15 protein-coding genes and 2 tRNA genes are annotated in these 18,229 nt (G+C 59.4%); 15 read left to right on the top strand and 2 right to left on the bottom strand.

The genetic code is table 11. The features are described 5' to 3' along the window. The first annotated feature begins 11 nt into the window (after positions 1 to 11). From mutL to ACWKWE_RS19655, 9 genes are all read left to right on the top strand, one after another. Positions 12 to 1,982: a DNA mismatch repair endonuclease MutL gene (gene mutL, locus ACWKWE_RS19615; RefSeq protein WP_483851630.1), complete on the top strand. Its 1,971-nt coding sequence runs from the start codon at positions 12 to 14 to the stop codon at positions 1,980 to 1,982. After that, positions 1,982 to 2,953: a tRNA (adenosine(37)-N6)-dimethylallyltransferase MiaA gene (gene miaA, locus ACWKWE_RS19620; protein ID WP_483851434.1), complete on the top strand. Its 972-nt coding sequence runs from the start codon at positions 1,982 to 1,984 to the stop codon at positions 2,951 to 2,953. Before mutL ends, miaA begins: the two co-directional genes overlap by 1 nt. Before the next feature lie 89 nt (positions 2,954 to 3,042). Next, positions 3,043 to 3,303, top strand: a complete 261-nt coding sequence (gene hfq / locus ACWKWE_RS19625) for an RNA chaperone Hfq (RefSeq protein ID WP_010221594.1) — start codon at positions 3,043 to 3,045, stop codon at positions 3,301 to 3,303. A gap of 12 nt (positions 3,304 to 3,315) precedes the next feature. Continuing rightward, the gene (gene hflX / locus ACWKWE_RS19630) at positions 3,316 to 4,617 is read left to right on the top strand and encodes a ribosome rescue GTPase HflX (protein WP_166596014.1); all 1,302 of its coding nucleotides are present in this window, start codon (positions 3,316 to 3,318) and stop codon (positions 4,615 to 4,617) included. A 96-nt stretch (positions 4,618 to 4,713) separates the two neighbouring features. Then, positions 4,714 to 5,892, top strand: coding sequence for an FtsH protease activity modulator HflK (hflK, locus tag ACWKWE_RS19635; protein WP_166596013.1), 1,179 nt, complete (start codon positions 4,714 to 4,716; stop codon positions 5,890 to 5,892). Next, positions 5,892 to 6,761, top strand: coding sequence for a protease modulator HflC (gene hflC / locus ACWKWE_RS19640; RefSeq protein WP_166596012.1), 870 nt, complete (start codon positions 5,892 to 5,894; stop codon positions 6,759 to 6,761). The genes hflK and hflC overlap by 1 nt, the downstream gene beginning before the upstream one ends. A gap of 294 nt (positions 6,762 to 7,055) precedes the next feature. Next, positions 7,056 to 8,243: an ATP phosphoribosyltransferase regulatory subunit gene (locus ACWKWE_RS19645; RefSeq protein ID WP_166596011.1), complete on the top strand. Its 1,188-nt coding sequence runs from the start codon at positions 7,056 to 7,058 to the stop codon at positions 8,241 to 8,243. A 54-nt stretch (positions 8,244 to 8,297) separates the two neighbouring features. Further along, on the top strand, positions 8,298 to 9,590 hold the full coding sequence (locus tag ACWKWE_RS19650; RefSeq protein ID WP_166596010.1) for an adenylosuccinate synthase: 1,293 nt from the start codon (positions 8,298 to 8,300) through the stop codon (positions 9,588 to 9,590). 150 nt (positions 9,591 to 9,740) lie between these two features. Beyond that, the gene (locus ACWKWE_RS19655; protein WP_483851435.1) at positions 9,741 to 11,675 is read left to right on the top strand and encodes a methyl-accepting chemotaxis protein; all 1,935 of its coding nucleotides are present in this window, start codon (positions 9,741 to 9,743) and stop codon (positions 11,673 to 11,675) included. 159 nt (positions 11,676 to 11,834) lie between these two features. Here the strand turns inward: ACWKWE_RS19655 and ACWKWE_RS19660 are convergent. After that, positions 11,835 to 11,921, bottom strand: a tRNA-Leu gene (locus ACWKWE_RS19660). A 219-nt stretch (positions 11,922 to 12,140) separates the two neighbouring features. Next, a tRNA-Leu gene (locus tag ACWKWE_RS19665) sits at positions 12,141 to 12,227 on the bottom strand. 226 nt (positions 12,228 to 12,453) lie between these two features. On the opposite strand from ACWKWE_RS19665, the gene rnr reads away from it, so the two are divergent. The 6 genes from rnr (at position 12,454) to rplI (ending at position 18,184) form a co-directional block, all read left to right on the top strand. Next, complete coding sequence (rnr, locus tag ACWKWE_RS19670) at positions 12,454 to 15,087, top strand: ribonuclease R (RefSeq protein ID WP_483851436.1); 2,634 nt, start codon at positions 12,454 to 12,456, stop codon at positions 15,085 to 15,087. Then, positions 15,084 to 15,845: a 23S rRNA (guanosine(2251)-2'-O)-methyltransferase RlmB gene (rlmB, locus tag ACWKWE_RS19675; RefSeq protein ID WP_166596007.1), complete on the top strand. Its 762-nt coding sequence runs from the start codon at positions 15,084 to 15,086 to the stop codon at positions 15,843 to 15,845. Before rnr ends, rlmB begins: the two co-directional genes overlap by 4 nt. A gap of 251 nt (positions 15,846 to 16,096) precedes the next feature. Continuing rightward, positions 16,097 to 16,519, top strand: coding sequence for a 30S ribosomal protein S6 (gene rpsF, locus ACWKWE_RS19680; RefSeq protein WP_062379020.1), 423 nt, complete (start codon positions 16,097 to 16,099; stop codon positions 16,517 to 16,519). 28 nt (positions 16,520 to 16,547) lie between these two features. Then, entirely contained in the window at positions 16,548 to 16,778 is a 231-nt protein-coding gene (gene rpsR / locus ACWKWE_RS19685) for a 30S ribosomal protein S18 (RefSeq protein ID WP_037015707.1), read from the top strand. Positions 16,779 to 16,820: 42 nt separating this feature from the next. Next, positions 16,821 to 17,717: a hypothetical protein gene (locus ACWKWE_RS19690; RefSeq protein WP_483851437.1), complete on the top strand. Its 897-nt coding sequence runs from the start codon at positions 16,821 to 16,823 to the stop codon at positions 17,715 to 17,717. Between the two features lie 20 nt (positions 17,718 to 17,737). Then, positions 17,738 to 18,184, top strand: a complete 447-nt coding sequence (gene rplI / locus ACWKWE_RS19695; RefSeq protein WP_166596005.1) for a 50S ribosomal protein L9 — start codon at positions 17,738 to 17,740, stop codon at positions 18,182 to 18,184. Positions 18,185 to 18,229 lie beyond the last annotated feature (45 nt).

Here is an 18,229-nt window from a genome sequence, read left to right on the forward strand (position 1 = left end):
ATGAAGAAGGCCTGGACGTCAGCGTAAGCGTTGACGGCCCGGCCGCCGAAGCTGCGCGCATTCAATTGCTCAGTCCGCGACTGGCAAACCAGATCGCGGCAGGTGAGGTGGTCGAGCGTCCGGCGTCGGTCATCAAGGAATTGCTGGAAAACAGCCTCGATTCCGGAGCCCGTCGAATCGATGTCGATGTCGAACAAGCGGGCATCAAGCTGCTGCGCGTGCGCGACGACGGTGGTGGCATCTCGTCCGACGACCTGCCGCTGGCGTTGGCGCGACATGCCACCAGCAAGATTCGCGAACTGGAAGACCTCGAACGTGTGATGAGCCTCGGGTTTCGTGGCGAGGCGCTGGCGTCGATCAGTTCCGTGGCCCGCCTGACGCTGACGTCCCGCACCCGCGATGCCGATCAGGCCTGGCAAGTGGAAACCGAGGGGCGTGATATGGCCTCTCGCGTTCAGCCTGCCGCGCACCCGGTGGGCACATCGGTCGAAGTGCGTGATCTGTTCTTCAATACTCCGGCGCGCCGCAAATTCCTCAAGGCCGAAAAAACTGAATTCGATCACCTTCAAGAAGTGATCAAACGCATGGCGCTGGCGCGTTTCGACGTCGCCTTCCATCTGCGTCATAACGGCAAGACCATTCTCAGCCTTCATGAAGCCCGCGATGACGTGGCTCGGGCGCGACGCGTCTCGGCGGTCTGCGGTCCGGGCTTTCTGGAGCAGGCGCTGCCGATCGAGGTCGAGCGCAACGGCCTGAAACTCTGGGGCTGGGTGGGGTTGCCGACCTTCTCTCGCAGCCAGGCGGACTTGCAGTATTTCTTCGTCAACGGCCGGGCGGTCCGCGACAAGCTGGTGGCCCACGCGGTGCGCCAAGCCTATCGCGACGTGTTGTTCAATGGTCGTCATCCGACGTTCGTGCTGTTCTTTGAGGTCGACCCTGCGGTGGTCGACGTCAACGTGCACCCGACCAAGCACGAAGTCCGTTTCCGCGACGGGCGCATGGTGCATGACTTCCTGTACGGCACGTTGCATCGGGCTTTGGGCGATGTCCGCCCGGAAGACCAGCTTGCTGGCACGACCTCGGTCACGGCGCTGGTACGTCCGACCGGGCCGGAAGCGGGCGAGTTCGGCCCGCAAGGCGAGATGCGTCTGGCCAACAATGTGTTGGAAACCCCGCAAGGCTCGGCGTGGAGCACCCCAAACACCGCTGGCGATGGCTCAGCAGCGGGTTCCGGCGCTGGCGCGGGTTATCAGTATCAGTACACGCCGCGCCCTTCTTCTGTGTTGCCTGCCGAAGAAGCGCGAGCGGCTTACAGCGCGTTCTTTGCTCCGCTTCCGGGGGCGCAGGTGACGCCGGGCAATGCAGTCAGCGTTCCGTTGCCGGAATCTCAAGGGGATATCCCGCCGTTGGGCTACGCGCTGGCGCAACTCAAAGGCATTTATATCCTCGCTGAGAACGCTCACGGGCTGGTGCTGGTGGACATGCACGCCGCCCACGAGCGGATCATGTACGAGCGCCTGAAAATCGCCATGGCCAGCGAGGGTTTGAGTGGGCAGCCGCTGCTGGTGCCAGAGTCGATTGCCGTCAGCCAGCGTGAAGCTGACTGCGCCGAAGAGCACATGGCGACCTTCCAGCAACTGGGGTTCGAGTTGCAGCGGCTGGGGCCCGAAAGCCTGGCGATCCGACAGATTCCCGCATTGCTCAAACAGGCCGAAGCCAACCGTCTTGTGCATGACGTGTTGTCCGATCTGATGGAGTACGGCACCAGCGACAGGGTGCAAGCGCACATGAACGAGCTGCTTGGCACCATGGCCTGTCACGGCGCGGTGAGGGCGAACCGGCGTCTGGCGATTCCGGAAATGAACGGCCTGTTGCGCGACATGGAAAACACCGAGCGCAGCGGCCAGTGCAACCATGGCCGACCGACCTGGACCCAGCTGGGTCTGGATGACCTCGACAAACTGTTCTTGCGCGGTCGCTGATGAGTGCACTTCCTCCGGCCATCTTTCTGATGGGGCCGACCGCCGCCGGCAAGACCGACCTGGCCATCGAGCTGACCAAGGTGCTGCCCTGCGAGCTGATCAGTGTCGATTCGGCGCTGGTCTATCGTGGCATGGACATCGGCACCGCCAAACCGTCAAAAGCGCTTTTGGACAAGTATCCCCACCGGCTGATCGATATTCTCGACCCGTCGGAGAGCTATTCCGCGGCGGATTTTCGCACTGACGCGTTGGAGGCCATGGCTGAAATCACTCGCAAAGGAAAAATTCCCCTGCTGGTCGGTGGCACCATGTTGTATTTCAAGGCTCTATTAGAGGGCCTTGCCGATATGCCAGCGGCTGACGCAAAGGTCCGGGCGCAACTCGAAGCCGAAGCGGCCAGCCGCGGCTGGCAGGCGCTACACGATGAGTTGGCAAGTGTCGATCCGGTGTCGGCGGCGAGGATTCATCCCAATGACCCACAGCGGCTGGTCAGAGCGCTTGAGGTTTATCGGGTCAGTGGTATGAGCATGACCGCACACCGTGAGCAACAAAGTGCGCAAACTGCTCAAGCTGGCGGTTCGGGGCGACATCAATTGCCCTATACTGTCGCAAATCTCGCGATCGCTCCGCAGGATCGCAAGGTATTGCATGACCGGATCGCATTGCGTTTCAGGCAAATGCTTGATGAAGGATTCGTTGAAGAAGTCGTAGCGTTACGTTCGAGGGGTGATCTGCACTCGAATTTACCGTCTATAAGAGCTGTAGGGTATCGCCAGGTCTGGGACCATCTCGACGGCAATCTGACGCGGGACGAGATGCAGGAACGCGGCATCATCGCCACGCGCCAATTGGCCAAGAGACAGTTCACCTGGTTACGAAGCTGGGAAAATTTACACTGGTTGGACAGCCTGGCTTGCGACAATCTGCCACGCACCTTGAAATACCTGGGATCGGTCTCCATATTGAGCTGAGTCCTTGCAATAGCCGTCTATCCTTGGGGGGTAACGGCCCAAGCCAATGTTTTCGAATTATTCTATTGATCCTTAAAGGAGTGCGGCACATGTCAAAAGGGCATTCGCTACAAGACCCTTACCTGAACACTTTGCGTAAAGAAAAGGTTGGGGTTTCGATCTATCTGGTCAACGGTATCAAGCTGCAAGGCACCATCGAGTCCTTCGACCAGTTCGTTATTTTGCTGAAGAACACTGTCAGCCAAATGGTTTACAAGCACGCCATCTCTACCGTCGTTCCAGTTCGTCCAATTCGTCTGCCTAGCGCTACCGAATCCGAACAGGGTGATGCTGAGCCAGGTAACGCCTGATAGGAGTCTGCCTTGTTCTTTGAGCGCCACGGTGGTGGTGAGCGGGCAATCCTCGTTCATTTGGATGGCCAGGACCCTGAGGCGCGCGAAGATCCGCAGGAGTTCCGGGAGTTGGCCCTTTCGGCGGGTGCCGATATCGTTGCGTTCATCAACGTGCCACGGCATCGGCCCACGGCCAAATATCTGGTAGGCAGCGGCAAGGTCGAGGAGTTACGCGACCTGGTCCACGCCGAAAAGACAGATATCGTCATTTTTAATCATGTCCTTACACCCAGTCAGGAACGTAACCTCGAACGCGTTTTCGAGTGTCGCGTGCTTGACCGTACGGGTTTGATTCTCGACATCTTCGCCCAGCGCGCACGAACCCATGAAGGTAAGTTGCAGGTCGAGTTGGCGCAGCTCGAACACATGAGTACGCGCCTGGTCCGTGGGTGGACTCACCTTGAGCGTCAGGGCGGTGGTATCGGTCTGCGCGGCCCGGGTGAAACCCAGCTGGAGACGGACCGTCGTCTGCTGCGGGTGCGCCTGCGTCAAATCAAGAGCCGTCTGGAAAAGGTACGCAGTCAGCGTGATCAGGCCCGTCGCGGCCGTTCCCGTGCCGACATTCCGACCGTTTCCATCGTGGGCTACACCAACGCCGGTAAATCGACGTTGTTCAATGCGGTGACCCATTCCGACGTCTACGCTGCTGATCAGTTGTTCGCCACACTTGACCCAACCCTGCGCCGTCTGGAAATCGACGATTTGGGGCCGATCGTGCTCGCTGATACGGTGGGGTTCATTCGTCACCTGCCGCACAAGCTGGTTGAGGCTTTCAGGGCAACGCTCGAAGAGTCGAGCAACTCGGACCTTCTGCTGCATGTGATCGATGCGCATGAGCCGGATCGCCTGGAGCAGATCGAACAGGTCATGGCGGTGCTGGGCGAGATCGGTGCCCAAGACTTGCCGATACTGGAGGTCTATAACAAACTCGATTTGCTTGAGGGTGTCGAGCCTCAGATCCAGCGCGATCCCGACGGCAAGCCTCAGCGTGTCTGGGTCTCTGCTCGTGACGGTCGCGGTCTGGACTTGATCAAACAGGCTGTTGCCGAGCTCTTGGGAAGCGACCTGTTCGTTGGCACGCTGTGTTTGTCGCAACGCTTCGCCCGGCTTCGTGCCCAGTTCTTCCAACTCGGCGCGGTGCAGAGTGAAGAGCACGACGAAGAAGGTCAAAGCCTGTTAGCGGTACGTTTACCCCGAATTGAATTCAATCGCCTGGTGAGTCGCGAAGGACTGCAGCCGCTGGAATTCATCGAGCAACACACTTTGCAATAAAAGCCTGAAGAAGCGGTTGTGCTGCTTTGATGGGCATTCTGTAGCATTGGTCGGCGCGCCGCGGGCGCGTCTTTGCTTTATCAGATGGAGAGCGCTATGGCTTGGAATGAGCCGGGTGGCAACTCGAATAATCAGGATCCTTGGGGTGGTAAGCGCAAGGGCGGCGACCGCAAGGGGCCACCAGATCTCGACGAGGCCTTCCGAAAGCTGCAGGAAAGCCTGAATGGGTTGTTCGGTGGTGGTAAGAAACGCAGTGGTGATGGCGGCGGCAGTGGCGGTGGTTCGGGCAAAGGCGGTGGTTTTGGCCTGCTCGGCATCGGCCTCGTCGTGCTGCTCGCGATATGGCTGTACAACGCGATTTATGTGGTGGACGAGCAAGAGCAGGCGGTCGTTCTGCGTTTCGGCAAATACTACGAAACCGTCGGTTCGGGTTTGAACATCTATTTCCCGCCGTTTGATCGCAAGTATCTCGAAAACGTGACCCGCGAGCGTGCGTATAGCAAGCAGGGCCAGATGCTCACCGAAGACGAGAACATCGTCGAAGTGCCGCTGACCGTGCAGTACAAGATCACCAACCTGCAGGATTTCGTGCTGAACGTCGATCAGCCTGAAGTCAGCCTGCAACACGCTACCGAAAGTGCTCTGCGCCATGTGGTCGGTTCGACTGCCATGGACCAGGTGCTGACCGAAGGCCGTGAGCTGATGGCCAGTGAGATCAAGGATCGCCTGCAGCGTTTCCTCGATACCTACCGCACCGGTATTACCGTGACTCAGGTGAACGTGCAGAGCGCAGCCGCGCCTCGTGAAGTTCAGGAAGCCTTTGATGACGTGATCCGTGCCCGTGAAGACGAGCAGCGTTCGCGCAACCAGGCCGAAACCTACGCCAACGGTGTGATTCCGGAAGCCCGTGGTCAGGCACAGCGTATCGTCGAAGACGCCAATGGCTACCGCGACGAAGTCGTCTCGCGTGCCAAGGGTGAGGCCGACCGCTTCACCAAGCTTGTCGCCGAGTACCGCAAGGCACCGGAAGTCACTCGCGAGCGTCTGTACCTGGACACTATGCAAGAAGTCTTCAGCAACACCAGCAAGGTGCTCGTGACCGGCGACAAAGGTCAGAACAACCTGCTTTACCTGCCATTGGACAAAATGATCGAAAGCAGTCGTAACGGTTCGACACCGTCGTCGAGCGGGGCTTCGGCCACCGCTGTGGATCCGGGTTCTCGGGCTGCGGACCTGCAACAGCAACGCGACACGCGCACTAGGGAGACTCGCTGATGAGCAATAAATCTCTGGTCGCCCTGATTGTCTGTGTCGTGCTGGCGGTTGTCGCCTGGAACAGCTTCTACATTGTCGCTCAGACCGAGCGCGCGGTGCTGCTGCAATTCGGTCGTGTGGTTCAGGCCGATGTTCCGCCGGGCCTGCACGTGAAGGTTCCTTATGTGAACCAGGTGCGCAAGTTCGACGGTCGTCTGCTGACGCTGGATGCGCCGACCCAGCGCTTCCTGACGCTGGAAAAGAAAGCCGTGATGGTCGATGCCTATGCCAAATGGCGCGTGAAGGACGCTGAGCGTTTCTACACCGCGACGTCGGGCCTGAAGCAGATCGCCGACGAGCGTCTGTCCCGTCGTCTGGAGTCGGGCCTGCGTGACCAGTTCGGCAAGCGCACCCTGCACGAAGCTGTGTCGGGCGAACGTGACGCGCTGATGGCTGACATCACCGCTTCGCTGAACAGGATGGCCGAAAAAGAACTGGGCATCGAAGTCATCGACGTCCGGGTCAAGGCCATCGACTTGCCGAAGGAAGTGAACCGCAGCGTATTCGAGCGGATGAGCACCGAACGTGAGCGTGAAGCTCGCGAGCACCGCGCCAAGGGTAACGAGTTGGCTGAAGGCATTCGTGCCGACGCCGATCGTCAACGCCGCGTATTGCTGGCCGAAGCCTATCGTGAGTCTGAAGAGGCACGCGGTGATGGCGATGCACAAGCCGCTGCGATCTACTCCAAGGCCTACGGTCAGGATCAGGAGTTCTATGCGTTCTACCGCAGCCTGCGCGCCTACCGTGAAAGCTTCGCCAACAAAAGTGACGTGATGGTGCTTGATCCGGGGAGCGAATTCTTTCGCTATCTGGAGAAAGCCAAACCGTAATCGCACACCGTGATCGATGACTCCGCCGGGCGGCAAAACGGCTCGGCGGGGTGATCACGCGGCAAAACGTGTGTATGATGCGGCAGCCGGGAAATTCCCGGCTTTTTTGCGTCTACACGATTGATTGGCCGTGGCGTATTTCGTGCGCGGCAGTTTTTTCGAGGACAGTGCCGCTCAAGTTGCGGCTCGCTTTGTATAGGGATAACGAATCTCCGTACAGGGTTCGCAGGCGCTGTCTGCTTCACTCAAGGCTTGCCCAAGGGTTGGCCGCCCGGATCATAGGGGAAAGGCGTAATGGCAACGGTTGACCGCTGGCTGCTGCCGGATGGCATCGAAGAAGTACTGCCGCCGGAAGCTGCGCGCATAGAAGTGGCGCGTCGTCAGGTGTTGGATCTGTTTCAGAGCTGGGGCTATGAGTTCGTCGTTACCCCGCACATCGAATACCTTGAATCACTGCTCACAGGTGCTGGCCAGGATCTGGACCTGCGCACCTTCAAAGTGGTCGATCCGCAGTCGGGTCGGCAAATGGGCTTCCGGGCGGACATCACGCCTCAGGTCGCCCGTATCGACGCACATACCTTGCGCCGCGAAGGCCCGAGCCGTCTGTGCTACGCCGGTAGCGTGCTGCATGCCCAGCCCCGCGCCCTGTCGTCCTCGCGCAGCCCGATTCAACTGGGCGCCGAGTTGTATGGCGATGCCAGTCCGAGCAGCGACGTCGAAGTGATCAGCCTGATGCTGGCTATGCTTAAACTCGCGGATGTGCCTGACGTCCACATGGACTTGGGTCATGTTGGCATTTATCGCGGTCTGGCTCGTGCGGCAGGGTTGTCGGGTGAAGTCGAGCAACAGCTTTTTGATGCTTTGCAGCGCAAAGCCATCGACGAAGTCATCACGCTGACCGAGAACCTGCCAACTGATCTGGCCGCCATGTTGCGGGCCCTGGTGGATCTGTGCGGTGGCCGCGATGTGCTGGCTGCTGCCCGCGAGCGTCTGGCCAAGGCACCTGCGCCGGTCATCGAAGCGTTGGACGACCTAGTGGAAATCGCCGAACGTCTGTCGGCTCGTTTCCCTGATTTGCCGTTGTACTTCGACCTCGGCGAGCTTCGCGGCTATCACTACCATACGGGTGTGGTGTTTGCGGTGTTCGTGCCGGGTGTCGGCCAGTCGATCGCCCAAGGCGGTCGTTACGATGACATCGGTGCCGATTTCGGGCGTGCGCGTCCGGCAACGGGTTTCTCCACCGATTTGAAAACCCTGGTCACGCTGGGGCAGGCGCCGATCGAGCTACCGTCTGGCGGTATCTGGATGCCTGACAGCACCGACGCCGCACTCTGGCAGACCGTCTGCCAACTGCGCAGCGAAGGTCAGCGCGTGGTTCAGGCATTGCCTGGCCAATCGGTCGCGGCAGCGAAAGAAGCCGATTGCGATCGGCAATTGATTCAGCACGGCGAGCACTGGCAGGTACTGCCGCTGGCCTCTTGAGTTTTCCAGTCGGCGGCAGCCGGCACCCAGTTTGCGTGAATGAGGACAAGTGTTATGGGTAAGAATGTCGTAGTCCTGGGCACCCAATGGGGTGATGAGGGCAAAGGCAAGATCGTTGATCTGCTGACCGAACATGCTACCGCGGTAGTTCGCTATCAAGGCGGCCACAACGCCGGTCACACTCTGGTGATCGATGGCGAGAAAACCGTTCTGCACCTGATTCCGTCCGGTGTACTGCGCGAAGGCGTGCAGTGCCTGATCGGTAACGGTGTGGTCGTGGCACCTGACGCGCTCATGCGTGAAATTACCAAGCTGGAAGAGAAGGGCATTCCGGTGCGCGAGCGCCTGCGCATCAGCCCGTCCTGCCCGCTGATCCTGTCCTACCACGTTGCGCTGGATCAGGCCCGCGAGAAAGCCCGTGGCGAGCACAAGATCGGCACCACCGGTCGTGGCATCGGCCCGGCTTACGAAGACAAGGTGGCACGTCGTGGCCTGCGCATCGGTGACCTGTTCCACCGCGAGCGCTTCGCCGCCAAGCTGGGCGAGTTGCTGGATTACCACAACTTCGTGCTGGTCAATTACTACAAAGAGCCAGCCATCGACTTCCAGAAGACACTCGACGAGTGCATGGAATACGCCGAACAGCTCAAACCAATGATGCTGGACGTCACCGCCGCGCTGCATGAAATGCGTCGCGCTGGCAAAGACATCATGTTCGAAGGCGCTCAAGGTTCGTTGCTGGACATCGACCACGGTACCTACCCGTACGTGACCAGCTCCAACACCACTGCTGGCGGTATCGCCACCGGTTCGGGTGTCGGTCCGATGTTCATCGACTACATCCTGGGCATCACCAAGGCGTACACCACGCGCGTCGGTTCCGGTCCGTTCCCGACCGAACTCTTCGACGACGTCGGTGCCTTCCTGGCCAAGCGTGGTCATGAGTTCGGCGCGACTACCGGCCGTGCCCGTCGTTGCGGCTGGTTCGATGCCGTCATCCTGCGTCGCGCCATCGACGTCAACAGCATCTCGGGCATCTGCCTGACCAAGCTGGACGTGCTGGACGGTCTTGAAACCATCAACATCTGCGTAGGTTACAAGAACGAAAACGGTGCCGTGATTGAAGCGCCGACCGACGCCGACAGTTACATCGGCTTGGAGCCGGTGTACGAGCAGGTGCCTGGCTGGTCGGAATCGACCCTGGGCGCGAAGACGCTGGAAGAGCTGCCTGCCAACGCTCGTGCGTACATCAAGCGCCTCGAAGAGCTGGTCGGCGCGCCGATCGACATTATTTCGACAGGTCCGGACCGCAACGAAACCATCGTTCTGCGTCACCCGTTCGGTTGATAACCCGTTGATACGAAAGAAAAGGGTCGCTCAGGCGGCCCTTTCTTTTGCCTGCCTGATTCCCGTCATGAGAACGGCACGGCCCTTGCTGTAAATACTGTCATTAGAAATGCCATCATTTTAATGGCGTTTGTGGTGGGGGAATTTCCAGTGTCAGCCGTCCTTTCGCTTCTCCGCAGTCGCTTGCTGCGGCCCGTATTCATTGCTCTCGGCATTGCCCTATTGGTGCAAGTGCTGGTGGCGGTCGCCCTGACCCGGAGCACGGTCACTGCGCTCGAAGCCGATCTGGCCACGCGGCTGGGTGTAGATTCGCAACACTTGTCCGGCGAACTGGAGCAGGCGAGCCGTGATGTAACGTCCAGTCTCGACAGCCTTTCGCAAAACACCCGACAGCGTTTGAGTGCAGGATTGTCGACCCGTCTGAAGGATGAGCAGAAGCAACTGCGTGCGACCCTGGAGACGGACTTGAAGGATTCCGCCACCGACATGGCAGAGCTGCTCGCGGCTGTCGCTCCCCGTGCGATGTGGGATGGCGACACCCCGACTCTGTCTGAATTCGCACGACGCGCCCAGCGCAATCCTAACGTGCTGTTCGTTGTTTACGACGACGCCCAGGGCGAGCACCTGACGCGCTACCTCAACCGCGAGAACGAATCGATCAAGGCGCTGTTGGCCAAGGGCGAGGGTGAGCGGGCGATGGACAAGGTCTTGAATGCTGCGCAGAAAGACCCATCGGTGTATTACGTCGAGGCCTCCATCAGCCCGAATGGCGTTGAAATCGGCAAGGTGCGGATGGGCGTTTCAACCGCAGCGGTCGAGACGAATCTGGTGGCGCTCGACAAACGTTTCACGGCGCTGATCGGCAATGGCGAGCAGTTGGTCTCTGAAAGTCTCGGCAGCGCGGCGGCGGAAAGCTCTGCGGCGCTGCGTTCGCGTCTACAGACCGCGCAGGGCGCTGCGTCGGCGATGGCTACCAATACCAGTTCCACCGTTCAGGCGGCGGCTGAAACATTGCGCTGGAGGATCGGTGTCGGCCTGGCGCTGGTGGGTCTGATTGTGTTGATCGTGCTGGCGGTGGTGCTGGGGCGTCGTGTCGTGCTGCGTCTGCAATTGCTCAATCGTGCGCTGGATGATCTGGCGGCGGGCGAGGGCGACCTGACCAAGCGGGTCAAGCTCAACAGCAATGACGAAATTGGCGACATGGCGGCGGCGGTCAATCGTTTTGTGGACAAGCTGCAACCCATCGTTCGAGAGGCGGGTGATGTCGCTCAGCAAACGGGCGTTGAGATCGGTGCCATGAGCAAGCGCAACGCCGGTGCCAACGCGGCTGCCGAGTTGCAGCGAGACGAAGTGGCCGCGAGCCTCCACGCTTTGGCCCAGATGGCAGACGAGGCGCAAGCCGAGAGTCAGGCGATGCAGGCTGCACTGCGGCAGGTGGTCGACATTCGCCAGGCCACGGATGAGAACACGCGGACGTCGACCCAGGTCGGCAATCTGATCGAAGCACTGGCAGGGCAGGTCGAGACCGGCGCGCAGGTCATTGAGCGTTTGGCGCAGCAGAGCGAGCAGATCGAGGTGGTGCTGGAAGTGATTCACGGCATCGCCGAGCAAACCAACTTGCTGGCGCTTAATGCCGCCATTGAAGCGGCGCGTGCGGGTGAGACGGGGCGCGGCTTCGCAGTCGTGGCCGATGAGGTTCGCGCGCTGGCCAGCAAAACTCAAAGCTCCACTGGCGATATTCAGGAACACATCACCAAGCTGCAATCGGGTGCTAAAGAAGCGGTCGCGACCATCGGTCTGGCAGGCCGCAAAGCGAAGGAAGGGCTGGAAGTGCTGCGCGACAGTGCCCGCCTGCAGAAAACCGTTCAGGACTCCGTTGAGCAGGTTCATGCGGCGATAGGTTTGGCGACCCGCGCAGCAGAGCATCAGGCGCAAGGGGCGCAGGCGGTGCGTGGCCGCGTGGAAGTGATTCATGCCCAGGCCGAGAAAGCTGCCCAGGCTGTTGTCGAGACAACGGCCAGTGGCAAGACGCTGGATAAACTGGCCGCACAGTTGAAAGCGAGTCTTGGGCAGTTCCGGGCGTAGGCGGGTTATAGGTCGTAGCGTATTTATGTAGCGGGCTGGCTTGGCGGAGGTGGCAATCGGGAGATTGCCTTCGCCGGCATGCCAGGCTTTTGCGGAGGAGGGGAATTATCAAACCCCGAAAAGCACAAAACCGAGCACTTGGCTCGGTTTTGTTTTGTTTGGTGCCCAGGAGAAGACTCGAACTTCCACGACCGTAAGGTCACCAGCACCTGAAGCTGGCGTGTCTACCAATTTCACCACCTGGGCATGGCGCTGATTTAATTAGATTTTTCGTATTAGTGCAACATAATTTTGAGAAATTTTAGCGGGAGAGGAGGTTTTGATTGCGAGCGCGATAAGCTCGCAGGTTTGTCAAAGGCAGGAAGGACAGGGGAGGGGAACTGATCTACCCTCAGAGCTGCTCGGAAAAGAATTTTCAAACCCCAGAAAGCACAAAACCGAGCACTTGGCTCGGTTTCGTTGAATTGGTGCCCAGAAGAAGACTCGAACTTCCACGACCGTAAGGTCACCAGCACCTGAAGCTGGCGTGTCTACCAATTTCACCATCTGGGCAATTCGTTGATTTCATTCGACTTATTTTTCAAAAAGCCGCTTGATTTCAACTACAACGTGGCAGTGCCGTCGTTGTGGGGCGCATCTTACGGATGAGGATAGAAGCTGTAAACCCCCGGCGTGAAATTTTTTTTGAAATAGCGAAAAGCCTCAACAAACGCTGCCTTCGCGTTTCAATCGGGTATATGCCAAACTAATTGCATACAGATAAGGTGAACTCATTCTAATGGCCGATTGGCAGTCCCTCGATCCCGAGGCCGCTCGTGAAGCGGAAAAATACGAAAACCCCATTCCTAGCCGTGAGCTGATTCTGGCGCATCTCTCCGAGCGCGGTTCGCCCGCTGCCCGTGAAGAGCTGGTCGCAGAGTTTGGTCTGACGACTGAAGATCAGATCGAGGCCCTGCGCCGTCGCCTTCGTGCGATGGAACGCGACGCGCAGTTGATCTACACCCGCCGCGGCACCTACGCGCCGGTCGACAAGCTGGACCTGATCCTCGGTCGCATCAGTGGTCATCGCGACGGTTTTGGCTTCCTCGTGCCTGACGACGGCTCCGACGACCTGTTCATGAGCCCAGCCCAGATGCGTCTGGTGTTCGATGGCGACCGTGCCTTGGCCCGCGTTTCCGGCCTGGACCGTCGCGGTCGTCGCGAAGGCGTCATCGTTGAAGTCGTTTCCCGCGCTCACGAAACCGTGGTGGGTCGTTACTTCGAAGAGAGCGGCATTGGTTTCGTCGTTCCCGACAATCCAAAGATTCAGCAGGAAGTGCTGATCACGCCAGGTCGCAATGCCGACGCCCGCGTGGGTCAGTTCGTCGAAGTGAAGATTACTCACTGGCCGACTCCGCGCTTCCAGCCGCAGGGAGACGTGGTCGAAGTCGTGGGCAACTACATGGCGCCGGGCATGGAAATCGACGTTGCGCTGCGCACGTACGACATTCCGCATGTCTGGCCTGAAGCCGTGCTCAAAGAAGCCGCCAAGCTCAAACCGGAAGTCGAGGAAAAAGACAAAGAGCACCGCGTTGACCTGCGCCACCTCCCGTTCGTGACCATCGACGGCGAAGACGCTCGCGACTTCGACGATGCGGTTTACTGCGAAGCCAAGCCGGGCAAGCTACGTCTGTTCTCGGGTGGCTGGAAACTGTACGTCGCGATTGCGGACGTCTCCAGCTACGTGAAGATCGGCTCCGCGCTCGATGCCGAATCCCAGGTTCGCGGCAACTCGGTGTACTTCCCCGAGCGTGTCGTACCGATGCTGCCTGAGCAGTTGTCCAACGGCCTTTGCTCGCTGAATCCGCTGGTCGACCGTCTGGCGATGGTCTGCGAGATGACTATCTCCAAATCCGGCGAAATGACGGACTACGTGTTCTACGAAGCCGTGATCCACTCCCACGCGCGGCTGACTTACAACAAGGTCAGTTCGATTCTGGAACACCCGAAAACCAGCGAAGCCCGGCAGTTGCGCGGCGATTACAAAGAGGTCATCCCGGACCTCAAGCAGCTTTACGCGCTGTACAAGGTGCTGTTGGCCGCTCGCCACACGCGTGGCGCCATCGATTTCGAAACGCAGGAAACCCGGATCATCTTCGGTTCCGAGCGCAAGATCGCCGAGATTCGCCCGACGACCCGCAACGATGCGCACAAGCTGATCGAGGAATGCATGCTGGCCGCCAACGTGGCCACTGCCGAGTTCCTCAAGAAGCATGAAATCCCTGCGCTGTACCGCGTCCACGACGGTCCGCCGCCTGAGCGCCTGGAAAAACTGCGCGCATTCCTGGGTGAGCTGGGTCTGTCCTTGCACAAAGGCAAGGACGGCCCGACGCCGAAGGATTATCAGGCACTGCTGGAAACCATCAAGGACCGTCCGGATTACCACCTGATCCAGACCGTCATGCTGCGCTCGCTGAGCCAGGCAGTGTACAGCTCGGATAACAACGGCCACTTCGGCCTGAATTACGAGGCCTACACGCACTTCACCTCGCCGATTCGTCGTTACCCGGACCTGCTGACGCACCGCGCCATTCGCAGCGTCATCCGTTCCAAGCAAGACACGCCGCACGTGCGTCGTGCAGGCGCGGCGTCGATCCCGAAAGCGCGCATCTACCCGTACGACGAAGCGGGACTGGAGCAGTTGGGCGAGCAATGCTCGATGAGCGAGCGCCGGGCCGACGAAGCCACCCGTGACGTGGTGAACTGGCTCAAGTGCGAGTTCATGAAAGACCGCGTGGGTGAATCGTTCCCGGGCGTTATCACAGCGGTGACCGGTTTCGGGCTGTTCGTCGAGCTGACCGACATTTACGTGGAAGGCTTGGTGCACGTGACCGCGTTGCCAGGCGACTACTACCACTTCGATCCGGTTCACCACCGTTTGGCGGGTGAGCGCACGGGCCGTAGCTTCCGCCTGGGCGACACCGTTGAAGTGCGGGTCATGCGCGTCGATCTCGACGAGCGCAAGATCGATTTCGAAATGTCGGAAAAAACCACCAGCGCGCCGGTGGGTCGCAAACGCAAGGCTGCCGAGCCCGCAGCTGCGGAAAAGCCAAAAGATAAAGAGCAGGACAAGGCCACGGCGTCTCGCCCAAGCCGTCGCAGCGCCACCAAAGAACCGGTTGTGGAGGCGTATCGCCCGAGCGATGCGGCCGCAAAAAATGCCGAAGTCCGCAAAAGCCGCGAGATGAAGAAAGCGCTTCTGGCAGAAGCGAAGGGTGGTAGCAAGGCGTCGTCGGGAAAGTCGTCGCGGAGTGATTCCGCGCCGTCCGGCAAGTCCGCAAAACCGAGTAAACACCGCAAGGGCCCGCCAAAGTCCGGCTCGGCGCCCGATGCAAAGGGCAGCAGTGTGCGTAAACCTAAGGCGAAGTCATGAGTCAGCTGGAAAAAATCTACGGCGTTCACGCGGTAGAAGCGTTGTTGCGTCACCATCCCAAGCGGGTCAAGCAGATCTGGCTGGCGGAGGGTCGCAGCGATCCCCGCGTTCAGGTGTTGATCGACCTCGCCGCGCAAAATCGTGTGGCGGTGGGGCAGGCCGAACGTCGCGAAATGGACGCATGGGTTGAAGGTGTCCATCAGGGCGTTGTCGCGGATGTCAGTCCGAGCCAGGTCTGGGGCGAAGCGATGCTCGACGAACTGCTGGATCGCACCGAAGGCGCGCCGCTGATCCTGGTTCTCGACGGCGTGACCGACCCGCACAACCTCGGCGCTTGCCTGCGTACTGCTGATGCGGCGGGTGCGCTTGCGGTAATCGTGCCGAAAGACAAATCGGCGACGTTGACACCGACTGTACGAAAAGTGGCCTGTGGCGCTGCGGAAGTGATTCCGCTGGTTGCGGTCACCAACCTTGCCCGTACGCTGGAAAAACTCCAGCAGCGCGGGTTGTGGGTTGTCGGTACGGCGGGTGAGGCCGAGCAAGAGCTGTATCAGCAGGACCTGACTGGCCCGACCATCCTGATCATGGGCGCAGAAGGCAAGGGCATGCGTCGCCTGACCCGCGAACATTGCGACTATCTGGTTCGCCTGCCGATGGCAGGCAGCGTCAGCAGCTTGAACGTCTCCGTTGCGACGGGCGTGTGCCTATTCGAAGCAATGCGCCAGCGCAGCGCGAAGGCTGCTGTTTCGCGGAAATAACAACCTTCAAGCTGCAAGCATCAAGCTTAAGCCTGCCCACGGTCAGCTTGTAGCTTGTAGCTTGCGGCTTGAAGCTGCTCCTGTTCAAATATTCACCAATTGCCTTGCGCCCTCCCCAGCCCTTCTCTACAATTGCGCCCCTTGCTGTCATGGCAGGCGCTCACGTGCCTGTTCCTGTGCAAGATAAACCAGTGTTATTCACTCCTTGTCTGACCGCTTTGGCGGCAGGCTACAACCCGTAAGGAGCATTCATGCGTCATTACGAAATCATCTTTCTGGTTCACCCGGACCAGAGCGAGCAAGTCGGCGGCATGGTTGAGCGTTATACCAAGCTGATCGAAGAAGACGGCGGCAAGATCCACCGTCTGGAAGATTGGGGCCGTCGTCAACTGGCCTACGCAATCAACAATGTTCACAAGGCTCACTACGTGATGCTGAACGTTGAGTGCACTGGCAAGGCCCTGGCCGAGCTGGAAGACAACTTCCGTTACAACGATGCCGTGATCCGTAACCTTGTCATCCGTCGCGACGAAGCCGTTACTGGCCAGTCCGAAATGCTCAAGGCTGAAGAGAACCGCAGTGAGCGCCGTGAGCGTCGCGACCGTCCTGAGCACTCCGACGCCGAAGGCGTTGACAGTGATGACAGCGACAACAGCGATAACGCTGACGAGTAATCCACGGACCTTTTGAGGAGCCTATTACATGGCACGTTTCTTCCGTCGTCGTAAATTCTGCCGCTTCACAGCTGAAAATGTGAAGGAGATCGATTACAAAGATCTCAACACCCTGAAAGCCTACGTATCTGAAACCGGCAAGATCGTTCCTAGCCGCATTACCGGTACCAAAGCTCGTTATCAGCGTCAGCTGGCTACCGCTATCAAGCGCGCCCGCTTCCTGGCCCTGCTGGCCTACACCGACAGCCACGGCCGCTGAGACCAGGTTCAGTCGACAAAAACGCAGTAAGGGATAAATCGCATGCGCGCCATGGCTGACTTCATCATGCGCGGCCGCGTGCAGGCCACTCTGGTAGTGGTTGGATGTGCGGCGTTGCCGCTGTTGTTCTGGTTGAGTGCCGCCGCGGGTTGCCTTGTGCTTCTGCGGCGTGGGTTGAGTGGCGCTTCGAGCGTTCTCGCCTGGGCTCTGCTGCCGGCTTTGGTCTGGTGGTATTTCGGTGATCCCCGCACCCTGATGGTGTTGCTGGGTTCATGGGGGTTGGCGGCCGTGTTGCGCGCCAGCGAGTCGTGGGTCCGTGTGCTGCTGGTCAGCATCGGACTGGGATTGTTGTATGGCGTGATCCTGGGGGCGGTTTTCCGCGAGCCCATCGAAGCCATGGCGGGGGAGTTGCAGAAACTCTTGCCCCACGTCTTCGGTGATGTCTACCAACAGATGTCGGTAGCAGAGCGAGCGCGTCTGGGGGCACTGATTACACCGGTCCTGAACGGCCTGATTGCGGCGGTGTTGCAGATCGTCAGTGTGGTATGCCTGATCCTTGGGCGGTACTGGCAGGCGTTGTTGTATAACCCGGGCGGTTTCGGACGCGAATTTCGCAGTTTGAGACTCCCGCGGGCACCGATGCTGGTGCTGCTGGTGTGCATGTTGGTGGGGCCGAATTTCGGTCCTCAACTGGCGATGCTGACACCGTTGTGCAGCGTACCGCTCATGTTCGCGGGACTGGCCCTGATTCACGGTCTGGTGGCTACGAAGCGCCTGACCCGGTTTTGGCTGGTGGGTTTGTACGTCACGCTGGTGCTGTTCATGCAGCTGATTTATCCGTTGCTGGTGGTGTTTGCCATTGTCGACAGCCTGATTGATTTTCGCGGCCGTCTGGCGTCGAAAGATGCCGATAACGGTTCTGCGAACGGTGAAGGTTAAAGTTAAGAGGTTATTACCAAATGGAACTCATCCTGCTGGAAAAAATCGCCAACCTGGGCAACCTGGGCGATAAAGTAAACGTTAAGGCTGGTTACGGCCGTAACTACCTGCTGCCTTTCGGCAAAGCCACCGCTGCAACCGCTGCCAACCTGGCCGCGTTTGAAGAGCGTCGTGCTGAGCTGGAAAAAGCCGCTGCTGACAAGAAAGCTTCGGCTGAAAGTCGCGCTGCTCAACTGGCTGAGCTGGAAGTGACTATCACTGCCACCGCTGGTGACGAAGGCAAGCTGTTCGGTTCGATCGGTACTCACGACATCGCTGATGCACTGACCGCCTCTGGCGTTGAAGTCGCTAAAGCTGAAGTTCGTCTGCCGAACGGCACCATCCGTAACGTTGGCGAATACGACGTAGCCGTGCACCTGCACAGCGACGTTGAAGCCACCGTTCGTGTGGTCGTCGTAGCTGCCTAAGCTGCTTGATGCCGGTGCTTCGGTGCTGGTGTCCGACCAGTTGGC

This window comes from Pseudomonas salicis (assembly GCF_057128705.1).